The 16741-nt window shown below is 40.1% G+C and carries 17 protein-coding genes, 2 rRNA genes and 1 riboswitch; of the genes, 18 read left to right on the top strand and 1 reads right to left on the bottom strand.

Annotated elements, in window-relative coordinates; translation table 11 throughout:
* The 4 genes from ACY3XC_RS26825 to ACY3XC_RS26810 form a co-directional block, all read left to right on the top strand.
* A 23S ribosomal RNA gene (locus ACY3XC_RS26825) occupies positions 1–126 on the top strand; the annotation flags it as partial.
* 75 nt (positions 127–201) lie between these two features.
* A 5S ribosomal RNA gene (gene rrf, locus ACY3XC_RS26820) occupies positions 202–317 on the top strand.
* Between the two features lie 35 nt (positions 318–352).
* Positions 353–499 (top strand): hypothetical protein, encoded by a 147-nt coding sequence (locus ACY3XC_RS26815; protein WP_464871281.1) that lies wholly within the window; start codon positions 353–355, stop codon positions 497–499.
* 141 nt (positions 500–640) lie between these two features.
* Complete coding sequence (locus ACY3XC_RS26810; RefSeq protein WP_464871280.1) at positions 641–1534, top strand: fumarylacetoacetate hydrolase family protein; 894 nt, start codon at positions 641–643, stop codon at positions 1532–1534.
* A gap of 48 nt (positions 1535–1582) precedes the next feature.
* Here the strand turns inward: ACY3XC_RS26810 and ACY3XC_RS26805 are convergent, their stop codons facing one another.
* Positions 1583–2803, bottom strand: coding sequence for a hypothetical protein (locus ACY3XC_RS26805; protein ID WP_464871279.1), 1221 nt, complete (start codon positions 2801–2803; stop codon positions 1583–1585).
* 58 nt (positions 2804–2861) lie between these two features.
* Here ACY3XC_RS26805 and ACY3XC_RS26800 point away from each other — a divergent pair, with 58 nt between their 5' ends.
* From ACY3XC_RS26800 to purF, 14 genes are all read left to right on the top strand, one after another.
* A complete protein-coding gene (locus tag ACY3XC_RS26800; RefSeq protein ID WP_464871278.1) occupies positions 2862–3563 on the top strand; it encodes a response regulator in 702 nt (233 codons plus the stop codon).
* Complete coding sequence (locus ACY3XC_RS26795) at positions 3560–4531, top strand: sensor histidine kinase (protein ID WP_464871277.1); 972 nt, start codon at positions 3560–3562, stop codon at positions 4529–4531. The genes ACY3XC_RS26800 and ACY3XC_RS26795 overlap by 4 nt, the downstream gene beginning before the upstream one ends.
* Before the next feature lie 108 nt (positions 4532–4639).
* Positions 4640–5410, top strand: coding sequence for an ABC transporter ATP-binding protein (locus ACY3XC_RS26790; RefSeq protein WP_464871276.1), 771 nt, complete (start codon positions 4640–4642; stop codon positions 5408–5410).
* A complete protein-coding gene (locus ACY3XC_RS26785) occupies positions 5385–7307 on the top strand; it encodes an ABC transporter permease (protein WP_464871275.1) in 1923 nt (640 codons plus the stop codon). The genes ACY3XC_RS26790 and ACY3XC_RS26785 overlap by 26 nt, the downstream gene beginning before the upstream one ends.
* 97 nt (positions 7308–7404) lie before the next feature.
* A complete protein-coding gene (locus ACY3XC_RS26780) occupies positions 7405–7968 on the top strand; it encodes a DUF2179 domain-containing protein (protein ID WP_464871283.1) in 564 nt (187 codons plus the stop codon).
* Complete coding sequence (locus tag ACY3XC_RS26775) at positions 7965–8162, top strand: NETI motif-containing protein (protein ID WP_464871274.1); 198 nt, start codon at positions 7965–7967, stop codon at positions 8160–8162. The genes ACY3XC_RS26780 and ACY3XC_RS26775 overlap by 4 nt, the downstream gene beginning before the upstream one ends.
* Before the next feature lie 85 nt (positions 8163–8247).
* Positions 8248–8349: riboswitch (purine riboswitch) on the top strand.
* Between the two features lie 153 nt (positions 8350–8502).
* Positions 8503–8991 (top strand): 5-(carboxyamino)imidazole ribonucleotide mutase, encoded by a 489-nt coding sequence (gene purE / locus ACY3XC_RS26770; RefSeq protein WP_464871273.1) that lies wholly within the window; start codon positions 8503–8505, stop codon positions 8989–8991.
* A complete protein-coding gene (gene purK, locus ACY3XC_RS26765) occupies positions 8984–10132 on the top strand; it encodes a 5-(carboxyamino)imidazole ribonucleotide synthase (RefSeq protein ID WP_464871272.1) in 1149 nt (382 codons plus the stop codon). Before purE ends, purK begins: the two co-directional genes overlap by 8 nt.
* Entirely contained in the window at positions 10129–11427 is a 1299-nt protein-coding gene (gene purB, locus ACY3XC_RS26760; RefSeq protein WP_464871271.1) for an adenylosuccinate lyase, read from the top strand. The genes purK and purB overlap by 4 nt, the downstream gene beginning before the upstream one ends.
* Positions 11428–11505: 78 nt before the next feature.
* Positions 11506–12219, top strand: coding sequence for a phosphoribosylaminoimidazolesuccinocarboxamide synthase (gene purC, locus ACY3XC_RS26755; RefSeq protein ID WP_464871270.1), 714 nt, complete (start codon positions 11506–11508; stop codon positions 12217–12219).
* The gene (gene purS / locus ACY3XC_RS26750; RefSeq protein ID WP_179159311.1) at positions 12212–12466 is read left to right on the top strand and encodes a phosphoribosylformylglycinamidine synthase subunit PurS; all 255 of its coding nucleotides are present in this window, start codon (positions 12212–12214) and stop codon (positions 12464–12466) included. The genes purC and purS overlap by 8 nt, the downstream gene beginning before the upstream one ends.
* Positions 12463–13146: a phosphoribosylformylglycinamidine synthase subunit PurQ gene (purQ, locus tag ACY3XC_RS26745; protein WP_464871269.1), complete on the top strand. Its 684-nt coding sequence runs from the start codon at positions 12463–12465 to the stop codon at positions 13144–13146. Before purS ends, purQ begins: the two co-directional genes overlap by 4 nt.
* On the top strand, positions 13130–15358 hold the full coding sequence (gene purL, locus ACY3XC_RS26740; protein ID WP_464871268.1) for a phosphoribosylformylglycinamidine synthase subunit PurL: 2229 nt from the start codon (positions 13130–13132) through the stop codon (positions 15356–15358). The genes purQ and purL overlap by 17 nt, the downstream gene beginning before the upstream one ends.
* Positions 15334–16740 (top strand): amidophosphoribosyltransferase, encoded by a 1407-nt coding sequence (purF, locus tag ACY3XC_RS26735; protein ID WP_464871266.1) that lies wholly within the window; start codon positions 15334–15336, stop codon positions 16738–16740. The genes purL and purF overlap by 25 nt, the downstream gene beginning before the upstream one ends.
* The last annotated feature ends 1 nt before the right edge of the window (position 16741 follow it).

Genomic DNA, 16741 nt, shown 5'->3' with positions numbered 1-16741 from the left:
AAGATGAGATTTCCCATAGCGTCAAGCTAGTAAGAACCCTGAAAGATGATCAGGTTGATAGGTCAGAGGTGGAAGCGTGGTAACATGTGGAGCTGACTGATACTAATCGTTCGAGGACTTAACCAATTTTTAAAAGCGAACTCGTTTTACAACTTCTTCTGCATTATCTAGTTTTGAGGGAATGATACCTCAATTTTATAGTCTGGCAGCAATGGCGAGAAGGTCACACCCGTTCCCATACCGAACACGGAAGTTAAGCTTCTCAGCGCCGATGGTAGTTGGGACTTTGTCCCTGTGAGAGTAGGACGTTGCCAGGCAAAACGAAGCACAACCTGATAAGGGTTGTGTTTTTTTGTGTTATCCGAAAGGACAACAGGTTGAAAATAAAAAATGGATTGAGAATCGTGCCCGTGTGGTGGTACTTTTAGAGAAAGCGGAAACGAATAGCATCTATTCATGCCCGTTCAATGCCATTATCAGTGATAACGGTAACGAATAGCGATTAAACGGAATCAAACGCTATTTTTTTACTGATAATACAAAAAACACTTTAATTAATTAAAGCATTAAGAAGGATAAAAAGGATGGAATAGAGAAATCTGTTGGTAAGGAAGCTCAAATCAAGGAGGATAAATATTCAATGAAACTAGTAACGATAAAAAAAGAAGGCAAGTATGTGTTAGGGGTTAAAACTGAGAATGGTCTAATTGACCTTGAAGAGGCGTTAAAAGAAAATCCAAATAATCAAGTACATACAAATATCATGGAGGTAATCGCGGGCGGAAAAGAAGCTCTTACTGCAATCAAGGACTATATTGCAAATCTGCCAATTGATAGCAAACCAAATTATGTAAAAGATGAAGATGATATAGAGTGGGGACCTTGTGTCACGCAACCGAACAAAATTATTTGTATAGGATTAAATTATCGGAAACATGCTGACGAAACAAAGTCTCCCTATCCGGAAGTACCTATATTATTTAGCAAATTTAATAATGCATTAACAGGACATAAATGTGAGATAGCTGTACCAAAAGTGACCCTAAGGCTGGATTACGAAGTAGAATTAGGGGTAGTTATTGGGAGAGAAGCGAAGTATGTAAGTAAGGAAAATGCATTAGATTATGTATTTGGTTATTGTACTGCTAATGATTTATCAGCGCGTGACCTCCAAAAAAAGACACATCAATGGTTACTTGGAAAAACATGTGATGATTTCAGCCCTATAGGTCCATATCTTGTTACAGCAGATGAAGTACCTGATCCTAACCATTTACAATTAAAAACATATGTGAACGGGGAAAAACGTCAAGATTCCAATACCTCGGATATGATTTTTTATGTAGATGAAATTGTCAGCTATATTTCTCAGCACATGACTCTCACACCGGGAGATGTCATTCTTACTGGAACTCCAGAGGGGGTTATCATAGGTTATCCACGGGAAAAGCGAGTTTACTTGAAGCCTGGTGATGTCGTAACGGTTGAAGTTGAAAAATTAGGTACACTAACCAATAAGTTAATTGAAGAATAACATTGGGGAAAGAGCCGGGCACTAAAACCTGCCTGGCCCTCCAATCAATTAGCGTCCTGTATATAAACTAAATACCTCATCCCAGCTCCATTTTTCATAATAGGAGCTCCCCAAACTAATATCTTTAATCCAAATTGTTTCTTTCATTTTATAGGTTGGAGAAACCATCACATGGGCATTTTTTCTATCAGTTCTAATCCAAAATAGGTTATTCCTGACGATTTTTGGTCTGAAATCGCCATCTTTTTCTGATGGAACAGTGAGTGGAGTCTGAGTGTTATCTGAAAGGTTTATCCTATATAGGCTTGGCAATGCTCTTTGCTCCAAGTCCGCTGATCCATTTTCCTTTGAACGCGAGACAACTATGGTTCGATTATTTTGCCAGGTAAAGTCACGATCTACAGAGCCCCTTGGTGTATACAAGACCGTTTTCATAGATGGGAGTTTGATAACCTGCATTCTTTTATTGATGGCTGCTTCTCGGCCAACACCACTTACATATCCTAACAGCCCATTAAAGGGAGCCCATTGGATCCAAGCAGGTTCATTTAACATTTCATCTGCCATTTGAAATATTTTTCCGTTAGAGGAGAGGATACATAAAGTATTCCCGTCAGCCGATAGAGATGCGGTAGGAATTAACAGAAAGCTAATCCACTTCTTATCATTTGACCATTTAAATTCACTTGTAGAGGCAAAGGTTTCATTTTCATCAATCTTAATGGTATAAAAATGGTTAATAATAGGCTTTTCTTTTTTTCTCAAGATAACTTTTGATAAAATAATATCTGAATCAAGTTTTGGACTTTTCTTTGTTGACACAAGCAAACCACTGCCAGTGGGCTGCCAAGAGAAATTTTCAATGTTTTTGGCTATAGGGATGAATAAGCCTAATTGGCTGGTATCTAAAATAAATAAATTCTTTACAACTTGGAAACCAATTTTATTTTCACTGTGTGACCATTGGAAATTATCACCAACATTTTCTTTAACCTTAAAATGTCGATTGCTCTTACTGTTGTAGAGCCAAAGGTCCATAACATCCCCTTCCTTGGCTCCCTTCAAATAGGCAACCCAGCTGCCATCGAATGACCATTTTGGATATCGTATATAGCCAGCATCAGAAATTCTCACTTCCTTATCCCTTATTTTTAGCCATAAATGATCGTTTCTTACAAAAGCTGCTTTCAGATTTTCCTTTGGTTCTGCTGATGCGGAAACTGGAAGGAAGATAAATATCGTAAAAATCAAGAAGAGAATCTTTTTCATTCGTACACCCGCCTAAAATATCTTTAAATCTTATAATTCCCAAAATAAGGAGAAAAATATGTTCAAAATTTTTATTGTTGAGGATGATAAACAACTTGTAACGCTGCTTGATGAACATTTACATAAGTTTGGCTTTGACACCCAGCCAATTAATCAGTTTGATTCGGTTTTAGAGCAATTTGAAAGATACTCCCCACACCTGGTCTTACTTGATGTTAATTTACCTAAATACGATGGCTATTATTGGTGCCGGCAAATTCGCAAGGTATCCACATGTCCAATTATTTTTATTTCTGCCCGAGAAGGAAAGATGGACCAGGTGATGGCTCTGGAAAATGGTGCGGATGATTATATTACAAAGCCATTTGATTACGATATAGCGGTAGCCAAAATCAATAGCCAGCTTCGTCGTGCATACGGGGAGTTCGCTAGTTCTCAAGGTGATCGATTCATCGATGTAGAGGGATTAAGACTAGATATAGAAAGACTAACTTTGAGTTATCAAAATCAAAAGATAGAAATCAGTCATACAGAGGGCAAGATTTTAGAAGAATTGATGAGGAGGTCTGAGAGAGTCGTAAGTCGTGACCGTTTGCTTGAAAAAATATGGGATGATCAAGTTTTTGTTGATGACAATACGCTAAATGTATACATTACACGCGTACGAAAAAAGTTGATAGAATTGAATATTGTGGATGCTTTGCAAACGATTCGTGGACAAGGATATCGTCTTTCTTCTAATTGGGGGACACACTTTTGAAACTTTTCTTAAAGGAACAAATTCCCCTAATTATTATCTATATCACTCAATTAGTTCTTATCTTATTTGTTTTTTGGCTGGATGGGTACCGAAATTTTTCGATTAGCTTGTATGCAGGAATCCTCAGCGGCTGTTTGTTTACCGGGTATCTGATTTACAGGTATCTAACCCATCGAAACTTTTACAAGCGTTTAGAAGAACCACACACCCCTTTGGATGAAATTCCCGAGGCTGGTTCTAGGGCTCCATTAGCAGCAAGTCTACAACTGTTATTGAAAAGCCAATACCGTCAGTATCAAAATGGTTTACATCATCATCAGCATAAATTAAAGAATCATATTCAGTTTATTAATCAATGGGTGCATCAAATGAAAACCCCCTTGTCTGTTATTCATTTGATGATACAGGATGAAGATGAACCACGCTTCACGGCAATCGGTGATGAACTGGACCGTTTGAAAAAAGGGCTGGATATGGTGTTATATACAGCCCGCCTAGATGAATTTGAACATGATTTTTATGTAGAAATGCTCCCTTTAGAAAAGGTTGTACGCTCGGTTACCTCCAATCAAAAACGATTATTTATCCGAAATCGTGTTTTTCCTTCTGTAGAGGTGGATAAGAGTTTGATGATTGCCTCCGATGAAAAGTGGCTGAGCTTTGCCATCACTCAGATTGTTACGAATGCGGTGCGTTATACATCTGGAGATAATCGAAAAATTCACCTTAAAGGCTATAAACGGAGTACGAACGTTGTGTTAGAAATCGAGGATGAAGGAGTCGGAATTCCTAAGGGTGACCTGCCAAGAGTCTTTGATCCCTATTTTACAGGTGAAAATGGCCGGAACTTTCAAGAGTCAACCGGAATGGGGCTCTTTCTAGTTAAGCAGATATGCGATAACCTCGGACATCAAGTGGAGATAGAGTCCACGGTAAATAAGGGAACAACTATCCGGATTATTTTTTAACAATCTACCTTACAATCTTGTAAGCTAACTGTAAGTTTAGGAAATGGTTAGGACCGGCCTTTACAAGCTAGAATAAAGTCAAGAAATAAAGAGCAGGGAGTGAAGGTCTTGTCTATCTTAACTGTAAAACAATTAGCAAAGATATATGAGGGAAAAGTGGCGCATAAAGCTTTAGAAAATATTAATTTTTCAATCGAAAAAGGTGAATTTGTCGGGATTATGGGGCCGTCAGGGAGCGGAAAAACGACCCTGTTAAATCTAATCTCAACCATCGATCAGCCCAGTTCTGGTGAGGTATTAATCAACGGTAAAAATCCACATCAATTAAATCGAAAGGAAACAGCTCTTTTTCGCAGACATGAACTTGGGTTTGTCTTCCAACATTTTAATTTACTAGATACGTTAACCGTAGAGGAAAATATTGTCCTTCCACTAACGCTAGATGGAGTGAAGGTCAGTGAGATGGATAAAAAGCTTAATTATGTTGCGCAAAAGCTCGGGATTGATTCAATCTTAAAGAAACGCATATACGAAGTTTCTGGAGGGCAGATGCAAAGAACGGCAATCGCTCGGGCGATTATTCACCAGCCTTCGCTTATCTTAGCGGATGAACCAACTGGTAACTTAGATTCAAAATCTGCTAAGGATGTCATGGAAACCATTTCGACGATTAATAAAGAAGATAAGGCGACGGCATTAATGGTAACCCATGACGCGGTTGCAGCGAGCTATTGTCACCGAGTTATTTTCATAAAAGATGGACAGCTATATAATGAGATTTACCGGGGAGACAATCGCCAGGCATTTTTCCAAAAAATCATCGATATGCTGGCGCTGTTAGGGGGGAACAGTCATGACCTTTCAACAGTTCGCCTTTAGAAACGTTATCCGCAATAAACGGACCTATGCCGCCTATTTTTTAAGCAGTGCATTTTCTGTGATGATTTTCTTTGTTTATGCTCTGTTTATCTTTAATCCGGATATTAATAAGGGTGTAACAGCTGCTGCAGCGATTGAATTAATGACAGCAGCTGAAGTGATTATGTATATTTTCTCCTTCTTATTTGTCCTGTATTCTGTCAGCACCTTTTTGAAAACTAGAAAGCGGGAATTTGGGATATTGATGATGCACGGCATGACGAGAAGCCAGTTGAACACTATGGTTTTTTTAGAAAATATGCTGATTGGCGTTGCCGCCATTATTACGGGGATTGGTGCAGGAATCATCACAGGTAAATTGTTTTTGATGATCGGCTCGAGAATGATTGGGATTGAGTTACTGCCATTCTATTTATCAGGTAAAGCACTAGGATGGACGATCGGAGCCTTTTTAGTATTATTCCTATGTATTTCTATTTTTACCACGGCCTTGGTTAGGGTTAATCAGTTAATTGATTTATTTCAGGCAGGAGAAAGGCCTAAAAAAGATCCAAAGGTTTCTAAGGTGCTTTCCATTTTGTCTGCAATATTATTAATCACCGGTTATTATTTAGCAGCAACAACCACGCTTCAAACGATGTTTATGCGAATACTTCCTGTTATTACAATGACCATTATCGGAACCTACTTCTTTTATACCCAGCTGTCGGTGTTCCTTACTAAATTGCTCCAGAAGAACCGATCATTATTTTGGAGAAAGACAAATATCATTACCTATTCAAGTCTTGCATATCGATTAAAAGATAATGCCCGGATGTTTTTCATGGTCACGATTGTTTCCACAGTCGCTTTTTGTGCGGTGGGGACACTTGCATCCATGAATGTGATGACTAAGGAATTTCGCGAGAATTATCCCGCAGCAATAAGTTATATTGCGAAGGGTGAACACCCTATCCACCAGCAAAACCTACAACAAATCGAACAGGAGTTAGAAGAGAAGAAAGTAGATTATTCTACATTAAAAATTCCTATTAAATATGTTGAAATAACTGATTTATCTGACGAATATGCACGCGAGTGGGTACCTGTCGTAGCCTTTTCTGACTATAAAAAATCCTCAGAAATGGCTGGTTATACTTTTACGGAACAGGATTTAACAGGGACTGAAGGCTTAGCCTTGCTAACATCGTCACTAGAGACCTTTGATCCGCAGACCTATACGTTAAAACAAGAGGAAATTAAGCTTCTACAAAATAAAGAAACAGAACATGTTGTTTTTCCTTATCAAATTTTGTTTAGTGAAGGTCTTGTGATTAGTGATGAATTGTTTCAAAAACTTTCAGCGGTAAGCACGGATACATTTACCGGCTTTTATACAGATGAGTTTGAAAAAACAGAGGGAATCGCCGATCATCTTGTAGAAGATGGAGCTGCTTATGCTCCTAGAGATGATGAGGCTATTGATTCAAAAGAATTCGCCTTAATGGTTAGCGGCACCTTATATAATCTTAAAATGAGCATGTATCGGATGAGTTTGTTTGTGGCCTTGCTTATCGGTGCAGTCTTCTTTATTGCAGCCGGAAGCTTCCTTTATTTCCGTCTGTATGCAGACCTAGAATATGATCGCCGCTTATATTTAACGATTAAGAAGGTGGGATTGACAGACGGGGAGCTTAACAAGATCGTTACGCAGCAGCTTGTCCTTCTTTTCTTTGTTCCCATCATCGTAGCAATGATTCACAGTGTTTTTGCATACATGGCATTGCAAAGCCTTTTCACGATGTCGATTGCAACGGAGATGATCATAGTCCTTGCATGCTTTTTTATTGCGCAAGTCATTTATTTCTTTTTCATTCGCCACAATTATTTAAGAAACCTGAAAAAAACGTTAATTTAGAAGGAAGAAGTGGGGACCTGTCAAAATTGTCAGGTCTTTTTTTAAATTAATGAAAAAGTTAATAAAAAGGGTTAAACTAACAAAAACGATATTAAATATGTGGAAGAGGAGGGTATTTGTGTTAGAGAATAGCTTTATGATGGTTGCGATTATCTTGGTTATCAATATTGTATATGTATCTTTTTTTACAATAAGAATGATTCTAACGTTAAAAGGTCAGCGGTATTTGGCGGCTTTTCTTAGTATGATTGAGGTCGTTATTTATGTGTTAGGCCTCGGTCTTGTTTTAAATAATCTTGATGAAATCCAAAATCTGATTGCTTATGCGATAGGTTATGGAATTGGGGTTATAGTCGGTATGAAAATAGAAGAAAAGCTGGCATTAGGCTATATTACGGTTAATGTGATTACAAAAGAATATGATAAAGAATTGCCTAAAGTGTTAAGAGAAAAAGGTTATGGTGTAACAAACTGGGAGGCGAATGGTCTAGAGGGAAATCGGATGGCCTTACAAATCTTAACACCTAGAAAATTTGAACTGAAATTATATGACTTGATTAAGTCGCTGGATCCAAAAGCCTTCATTATTGTCTATGAACCAAAGTCAATCCATGGGGGATTCTGGGTGAAATCTGTGAAAAGAGGGAAATTATTTTCATGAGTAAAAAGAAAATGCAATTTGAAGTACAAGAAAATGAAAGTATCGAAGCTTGTTTGGAGCGGATGAAAAAACAGGGGTATGTTCCGGTGCGCCGTACGGAAAAACCTATCTTTCAGGAGGTAGTTAATGGAAAAGAAACTACCTACGAACCGGTTGGAAGGCAGATTGTATTTGAGGCTGTTAGTCCGGAGTAAAAACGAACGTTATTTTTAAAAGAAATAAAATCGTTCGTTTTTATTGACCATTTGCGCCTAAAATTGTAATATAAAGGTGTCAAAAAAATATATAACGTAACACCCTCGTATAATAATGGGAATATGGCCCATAAGTATCTACCCAATTACCGTAAATGATTGGACTATGAGGGGAAGTGGAAATGCCGGAAACGTTCACTCGTTTCATGGTCATTTACTGTGCCGATTTCAGCCCGGACAGACTACTTTCTCTCATTTCATGAAATTGGGGAAGTATCTGTTTGGGCTTTTTATATTGGTAAGTAAGAAAAGCGTACGCGCTAAACAAAGGGGAGAGAACATGAATCCGATTGTGGCGGTAATTATGGGAAGTAAATCAGATTGGGAAACGATGAAGCATACCTGTGAAATCCTAGACCAGTTAGAAGTTCCTTATGAAAAGAAGGTGGTTTCAGCCCACCGTACACCTGATTTGATGTTTGAATTTGCTGAGAATGCAAGAGCAAGAGGCATCCAGGTAATCATTGCAGGTGCAGGCGGTGCCGCTCATTTGCCAGGTATGGTTGCAGCCAAAACTACATTACCAGTGATCGGGGTTCCTGTTCAATCGAAGGCATTGAATGGAATGGATTCATTATTGTCCATCGTACAGATGCCAGCAGGCGTACCGGTGGCGACGGTGGCCATTGGAAAAGCTGGTGCAACAAATGCAGGGTTATTGGCAGCCCAGATTGTATCGATTAATGATTCGAAACTAGAAGAAAGACTAGAACAAGTTCGCTTGGAGTCTAAAAAGACGGTAATAGAAAGTAGTGATCAGCTTGTCTAATAAAACTATTTTACCGGGTCAGACAATAGGAATAATCGGCGGCGGCCAGCTGGGAAGGATGATGGCCCTTTCCGCTCGAGCAATGGGTTATCGAATCGCAGTTCTTGATCCAGTGGAGGATTCACCGTGCGGGCAGGTAGCAGACTATAAGGTAGTTGGCGACTATGATGACTTAGAAGCGATTAGGAACTTAGCCGCAGTAAGTGATGTCATTACCTACGAATTTGAAAATATTGATGCTGAAGCACTTGAATGGCTATGTAATCAAGCCTATGTGCCACAGGGTAAGAGTTTACTTGAGATTACTCAGGACCGAGTGAAAGAAAAAGAAGCAATTGGAAACGCAGGTGTTCAAGTGGCACCCTATGCCGTGATTAACTCGATTGATGACCTTCAGGGAAATTGTGAACGTCTTGGCTATCCCGTTGTATTGAAAACAGCACGAGGCGGCTATGACGGTAAAGGGCAATTTGTTCTTAAAGGACCTCAGGATATTGAAGAGGTTCAAGCGCTTTTAGTTAACGGCCAATGTATCTTGGAAAAATGGATTACTTTTACAAAAGAAATTTCAGTTATTATCGTTAGAAATTCAAATGGTGAAACAGCAGTATTTCCGGTAGGAGAAAATATTCATCGTGATAATATTCTCCACCAAACCATTGCGCCGGCACGTATTAGTAAACAAGCAGAGAACAAGGCAATTCAGTCAGCAATACAGCTTGCTAATGCATTTGAGTTAGTTGGGACACTGGCGGTTGAAATGTTTTTAACAGCGGGGGACATCATTTACATAAATGAACTCGCTCCTAGACCGCATAATTCAGGGCATTATACAATTGAAGCTTGTGAAACGTCACAATTTGAACAGCACATTAGGGCTGTGTGTAACCTGCCCCTTGGTAAGACAGAGCTATTAAAACCTGCGGTTATGGTCAATATATTAGGAGAGCATGTTCAAAACGTGTTAGAAAATGTAACAAACGTAACAGATTGGAAAGTTCATTTGTACGGAAAAAAAGACCCTAAGGTAAAAAGAAAGATGGGGCATGTTACGATACTATGCGATTCTCTTGAGAGTGTAATCGAAGAAGTTGAAAAAACCTTAATTTGGGAAGAAAAAAGTTTGGAGGCCAAAAGATGATTGATCGTTATACAAGACCTGAAATGGGTGCGATTTGGACGGAGGAAAACCGCTTTAAAGCTTGGCTTGAGGTTGAAATCCTTGCCTGTGAGGCATGGGCAGAATTAGGTGAAATTCCGAAAGAGGACGTAAAGAAGCTTCGTGAAAATGCATCCTTTGATATTGAACGGATTAAAGAAATCGAAGAAGAAACAAGACATGATGTGGTTGCCTTTACTCGCGCAGTTTCCGAGACGTTAGGGGAAGAGCGGAAGTGGGTGCATTACGGTTTAACTTCAACGGATGTAGTTGATACCGCACTTTCTTACTTATTAAAGCAAGCCAATGCGATTATCCGTAAGGATCTTGAAAACTTTATTGAAATCCTAAAGAACAAAGCAATACAACATAAATTTACCGTCATGATGGGGCGTACGCACGGCGTACATGCGGAACCGACTACCTTTGGTTTAAAGCTCGCACTTTGGTATGAAGAAATGAAACGAAACCTGGAGCGCTTTAATCAGGCAGCTGCTGGTGTTGAGTTTGGGAAGATTTCCGGAGCTGTGGGAACCTACGCTAATATCAACCCATTTGTTGAGCAATATGTGTGTGAAAAGCTGGGTACCCAGCCTGCACCAATCTCAACCCAAACCTTGCAGCGCGACCGCCATGCACACTATATGTCAACAATCGCTTTAATTGCAACTTCAGTTGAAAAGTTTGCCGTTGAAGTCCGCGGTTTACAAAAAAGTGAAACGCGTGAAGTGGAAGAGTTTTTTGCAAAAGGACAAAAAGGATCTTCTGCGATGCCGCATAAACGCAACCCAATTGGGTCCGAAAATATGACAGGTTTAGCGCGTGTGATTCGCGGCTATATGATGACAGCCTATGAAAATGTTCCATTATGGCATGAGCGCGATATTTCACACTCTTCTGCAGAACGGATCATTTTACCGGATGCAACAATTGCCTTGAACTACATGTTAAATCGTTTTGGCAACATTATTAAAAACCTAACTGTCTATCCAGAAAATATGCTTCGTAACATGGACCGGACGTTAGGATTGATTTACTCCCAGCGTGTCCTCTTAGCGTTGATTGATAAGGGATTATCACGTGAAGAGGCTTATGATACGGTTCAGCCAAAAACAGCGGAATCATGGGATAATCAAGTACCATTCCGCGGTTTGATTGAAGAAGAGCCGAAAATTACAAGCCTGCTTTCAGCGGAAGAAATTGCAGACTGCTTTGATTACAACTACCACCTGCAGCATGTCGATACCATCTTTGGCCGATTAGGGTTAAACGATTAAAAAATGAATAGGGGGTGCATTAGCACCCTTTACTTATCTTGAAGATTCCCAATATTGCAATTTTAGGAGGCATTCTTTATGAGAGAACTTCTTTATGAAGGAAAAGCGAAACGAATTTTTAGTACCGATGATGAACAGACTGTTTTAATTGAATATAAGGATTCGGCCACAGCTTTCAACGGGCAAAAGAAGGCAGATATCACGGGTAAAGGCCGTTTAAACAACGAAATTACAAGTTTGCTATTTTTAAAGCTTAAAGACCAGGGAATTGAGTCGCATTTCATTAAAAGAATTTCTGAAACGGAGCAGCTGGTTAAAAGAGTAACGATTATTCCGCTTGAGGTTGTCGTTCGTAATGTCGCTGCGGGAAGCCTTTCAAAGCGATTAGGAATCGAAGAAGGTAAAGAACTGACAAAGCCGCTAGTTGAGTTTTATCTAAAAAATGATGATCTTGGCGACCCATTACTAACCAGACCCCATATCTATGAATTGAACATAGCAACAAAAGAGGAACTAAACAGCCTAAAAGAAAAAGCACTAAAAATTAATACAGTTTTATCAAGCTTTTTTACCGAGCTAGGCATTAACCTCATCGATTTCAAGCTAGAGTTTGGTAAGGACCATGAAGGCAAGATTCTATTAGCAGATGAGATTTCACCAGACACCTGCAGACTTTGGGACAAAAAAACAAATGAAAAGCTCGATAAAGATGTGTTCCGTCGTGACCTTGGAAGTTTAACAGAAGCCTATGAAACCATTTTAGCCAGATTAGGGGGAAAACAGCATGTTTAAGGTAAAGGTGTATGTCACGTTAAGAGAAAGTGTATTAGATCCACAAGGTAAGGCAGTAACTCATTCACTCCACTCATTAAATTATCCGGAAGTATCCGATGTTCGAATCGGTAAATATATGGAACTAACCCTTGAAAAATCAGAGCGTGACCTTGATGTAGTGATCAATGAGATTTGCAGCAAGCTATTAGCAAATACAGTCATTGAAGACTACCGTTATGAAGTAGAGGAGTGTGTTCCTCAGTGAAGTTTGCAGTCATCGTTTTTCCGGGGTCTAACTGTGATATCGATATGTACCATGCGATTAAGGATGAACTTGGTGAACAGGTTGAATATGTATGGCATGACACTGAGAGCTTAGATGAGTTTGATGGAATCTTACTTCCTGGCGGCTTTTCATACGGCGATTATTTACGTACAGGCGCCATTGCCCGTTTTAGTAAGGTAATGCCAGCAGTCGTAAAAGCAGCGGAAGCAGGGAAACCGATTCTAGGTGTCTGCAACGGATTTCAAATTTTATTGGAAGCAGGATTACTGCCTGGGGCCATGAGACGAAATGAAAGTCTATCCTTTATCTGTAAACCGGTTGAATTAAAGGTAGTGAACAATCAGACGATGTTTTCTACCGCCTACCGTGAAGGGGAAACCATTTCAATCCCTGTCGCTCATGGTGAAGGAAATTACTATTGTGATGAAGAAACGCTCGTTAAGCTTAAAGAAAATAATCAAATCGTTTTTACTTACCAAGATAACCCGAACGGAAGTTTAGAAGATATTGCAGGAATTATCAATGAAAAAGGAAATGTCCTCGGGATGATGCCGCACCCGGAAAGAGCCGTTGATGTGTTATTAGGCGGGGCAGATGGATTAAAATTATTTCAATCGATTGTAAGAAGCTGGAGGGAAGCAAATGTTGTTAAAGCATGAACCAAGACCAGATCAAGTAAAGACAGAAAAACTTTATCAGCAAATGGGCTTATCCGATGAAGAATTCACCCAGATTGAAAACATTCTTGGCCGGACACCGAACTACACTGAAACAGGATTATTTTCGGTCATGTGGTCTGAGCATTGCAGTTATAAAAACTCTAAACCAGTCTTAAGAAAATTCCCAACGACAGGTGAGCGTGTTCTTCAGGGTCCTGGGGAAGGGGCAGGAATTGTTGATATCGGCGATAACCAAGCGGTTGTGTTCAAAATCGAAAGCCATAACCACCCATCAGCCATCGAGCCATATCAAGGGGCGGCTACAGGTGTTGGCGGCATTATCCGTGATATCTTCTCAATGGGTGCACGTCCTATAGCTCTATTAAACTCACTTCGATTCGGTGAACTTGATGAATCTGCACGAGTGCGCTACTTATTCAAAGAAGTTGTAGCTGGAATCGCTGGATACGGTAACTGCATCGGAATCCCGACAGTTGGCGGCGAAATTCAATTTGAACCATGTTATGATGGCAATCCATTAGTAAACGCTATGTGTGTCGGTTTAATTGATCATAAAGATATTAAAAAAGGTCTTGCACAAGGTGTTGGCAATACAGTGATGTATGTTGGGGCGAAAACAGGCCGTGATGGAATTCATGGAGCTACCTTTGCTTCTGAAGAACTAACAGAACAATCCGATGAAAACCGCCCGGCGGTTCAAGTGGGCGACCCATTCATGGAAAAGCTTTTACTAGAAGCCTGCCTTGAGTTAATTCAATCAGATGCCCTTGTCGGCATTCAAGATATGGGTGCTGCAGGATTAACAAGTTCTTCAGCAGAAATGGCAAGTAAAGCTGGAATGGGTATTGAAATGAATTTAGACCTGGTTCCACAGCGTGAAACTGGTATGACTGCATATGAGATGATGCTTTCGGAATCACAAGAGCGGATGCTGATTGTTGTTAAAAAGGGAAGAGAGCAGGAAATCAAAGATCTATTTACAAAATACGACCTTGAAGCAGTAGCAATCGGTACAGTAACAGATGATAAAAAACTTCGTTTACTGCAGCATGGCGAAATCGTGGCAGATGTCCCAGCAGATGCCTTAGCTGAGGACGCACCTGTTTATCATAAGCCATCAAGAGAACCAATTTATTATCAGGAATTCCAAGCATTAGAAGTAGAAGTCCCACAGGTTGAAGATTTGAATGAAACATTGAAACAAATTCTTAGCCAGCCAACAGTGGCAAGCAAGGAATGGGTATATAATCAATACGATTATATGGTGCGTACGAATACAGTCGTTTCACCTGGATCAGACGCTTCTGTTGTCAGAATCCGCGGAACGCGTAAGGCATTGGCAATGACGACTGATTGTAACTCACGCTATGTATTTTTAGATCCAGAGGTAGGCGGGAAAATTGCGGTTGCAGAAGCAGCACGTAATATCGTTTGCTCAGGTGCAGTGCCATTAGCCATTACGGATAACTTGAATTTTGGAAATCCAGAAAAGCCAGAAGTATTTTGGCAGATTGAAAAATCAGCAGATGGAATCAGCGAGGCTTGCCGTGTGCTAGAAACTCCAGTTATTGGCGGTAACGTCTCTTTATATAACGAAACAAGCGGAACAGCGATTTATCCAACACCGGTAATTGGAATGGTGGGCTTAGTAACAGATCTTGATCATATTACCACACAGAACTTTAAAACAAGTGGTGACCTTATTTACTTAGTTGGGGAAACTAAAGATGAGTTTGGTGGCAGTGAGTTACAAAAACTGCAAAACGGACGGATTTTTGGTAAAGCTCCTGAACTTAATATTCAACTAGAAAAAGAAAGACAGAATCAAGTGTTGGCAGCTATTCGTGCAGGAGTTGTTCAATCGGCACATGACCTTTCTGAAGGTGGTCTAGGTGTTGCGGCTGCTGAAAGTCTTTTTGGCGATGCTCAGCTTGGGGCGACTATCACGATTGAAGGTAACCCAGTAACTGCATTATTTAGCGAAACACAATCACGTTTCCTACTGACCGTGAAAAAAGAACATCAATCAGAGTTTGAAAGTTTAGTAGAAGCGAAACTGATTGGTGAAGTCAATGATACAGCCACATTAAAGGTAAATGTAGAGAATAACACGATTTTAGAAGCTTCAGTTAATGAATTAAAGGATGCCTGGAAAGGAGCTATCCCATGCTTGCTGAAATCAAGGGATTAAACGAAGAGTGCGGAGTCTTTGGTGTCTTTGGACACCCAGATTCTGCACAGCTTACCTATTATGGGCTTCATAGCCTGCAGCACCGTGGCCAAGAGGGTACAGGTATTGTTGTTTCTGACGGAGATAAGCTTGGAGTTGTGAAGGGTGAAGGCCTAGTTTCAGAGATTTTCACAGCGGACGTGATGGAAAAATTAAAGGGTACTTCTGCAATTGGGCATGTTCGTTATGCAACAGCTGGGGGCGGCGGCTATGAGAACGTCCAGCCCTTGCTGTTCCATTCCCAAACTGGAAGTCTTGCTCTTGCTCATAATGGTAATTTAGTAAATGCTAATTTCTTAAAACATCAGCTTGAAGCACAAGGAAGTATTTTTCAAACAAGCTCTGACACAGAGGTGTTGGCTCATTTAATCAGGAGAAGTGGTTATCCTCATTTGAAGGATCAGGTGAAAAATGCACTTTCGATGTTAAAAGGAGCCTATGCCTATTTAATTTTAACAGAGAAGGAATTAATGGTTGCTCTCGATCCTCATGGATTAAGACCCCTTTCGCTAGGCTGTCTTGGAGATGCCTATGTGGTTGCTTCTGAGACCTGTGCCTTTGATGTTGTAGGAGCAGAATACATCCGCGATATCAGACCTGGTGAATTATTGATCATCAATGAAGAGGGAATCACCTCAGAACAATTTGCGTTCAATTCAACTAAGTCGATATGTACAATGGAATATGTTTATTTCTCAAGACCTGATAGTAATATCCAAGGAATCAATGTTCATACAGCCCGTAAAAACATGGGGAAAAGATTAGCGGTAGAAGCACCGATTGAAGCAGATGTAGTAACGGGAGTTCCGGATTCCAGTATTTCTGCAGCAATTGGATATGCAGAAGCTGCAGGTATTCCCTATGAGATGGGACTAATTAAAAACAAGTATGTAGGCAGAACCTTTATTCAGCCAACCCAAACGTTACGGGAGCAGGGAGTAAAGATGAAATTATCTGCTGTTCGTGGGGTTGTGGAAGGAAAACGTGTCGTTATGGTTGATGACTCAATCGTTCGAGGAACGACGAGCAGACGAATTGTTAACTTGCTAAAAGAGGCAGGAGCGAAAGAGGTACACGTTGTTATCAGTTCTCCGCCGATTAAAAATCCATGTTTTTATGGAATTGATACATCATCGAAGGAAGAATTAATAGCCTCAGATAAATCAGTGGAAGAAATTAGAGAGCTGATTGGTGCTGATTCACTAACATTCCTAAGTACGGAGGGGATGGTAGGGGCAATCATGAAAACCGAAGGAACGAATGGATTCTGCCTAGGCTGCTTTACCGGGAACTATCCAACTGAGATTTATCCAGATACGCTCCAATATTATTATCAAAAATAGG

Source organism: Bacillus sp. CZDM1, from assembly GCF_055502545.1.
The sequence above is the reverse complement of the archived record's forward strand: the minus strand, read 5'-3'. Positions and strand labels throughout refer to the sequence as shown.